Raw genomic sequence first — 974 nt, forward strand, 5'->3', positions numbered from 1 at the left:
TAGATTTTGTTGGCTGGAATCTCCTTGTCTCCATGGTGGAAGACCAGGTCCTTTTGAACATCATAAGTCGGAATTGAAGTTCCCTCCACTCCTTCAAAGGCATAAATGACAACATCCTTATACTCAATCCGGCCATCTTTAACTGAGGTGGGCTCAATAACCTTGCCTTGAGAGGTAAGATAGAAGGGAGTCTTTTCATTGACAATTTCAGAGAGATAATTAACCGTCGTATCCGCTGGTATATAATAATCTGACATTGCCCTGGCATTAAAATCAAAGGCAATCGTCATATGAAGTGCATAACCTCCATACTTCAGCTTTCTGTAGACATAGGTCACAGTAGTCGTGCCTTCGACTACTTGGCCACTGGTCGCTGCTGAGTCAGCCTGCATTTCTTTGAAAACATAGCCATCAAAGGTCTTTTCTTCTGTCCTATAGTCTGTGCCTACAGCCACATCCGTCAAAAGCTTGACGCTCTCTAGAGTCGTCCCGTCTGTCGTCACATAGTTGACCACGACAGAACCCTTTTTAGCTTCTGGGGTTGGACTTGGAGCTGGTGTCTCTTCTGACACTTCGATGACCCCAACATAGTGATAGCCTGCGATCTCTGCTGGTGTAAGGACCGTATCCTTGGTCAAATGGCTAGTGGCTTGCAAGGCTGTCCCTGAGTATGCAGAAACGGCTGTTGACCCATAGCCCAAGAGGCTTGAGCCGACTAGGACTAGCAAGAGGGTCTTGCCTGCTTTTCTCCCTTTTTTGCTAAGGATCAACCAGCTAGCTCCGGCAAAGAAGAGGACCCCAAGCAAGCTCAGGCTGGTATTGAGCCACTCAGCCCCTGTCTCAGGTAGCGAACGAGCTGGTGTGCCTGGCTGAGGTTTCTTTGGTTGGTTCGGACTTGGTGTCTCCCCTGGTGTAGGTGGAGTCGCTTGGTCCCTGTCATAGACCAGCTTGTAGAGAGAGTTGGCTTTGACAGC

The 974-nt window shown here is 48.7% G+C and carries 1 protein-coding gene; it reads right to left on the reverse strand.

Annotation, left to right across the window (positions count from 1 at the left end; all coding sequences use genetic code 11):
- The coding region (locus tag STRDD13_RS05275; RefSeq protein ID WP_197457161.1) for a MucBP domain-containing protein at nucleotides 1–974 on the reverse strand (974 nt) is incomplete at both ends.

This window comes from Streptococcus sp. DD13, assembly GCF_001578875.1.
Classification (GTDB): Bacteria; Bacillota; Bacilli; order Lactobacillales; family Streptococcaceae; genus Streptococcus.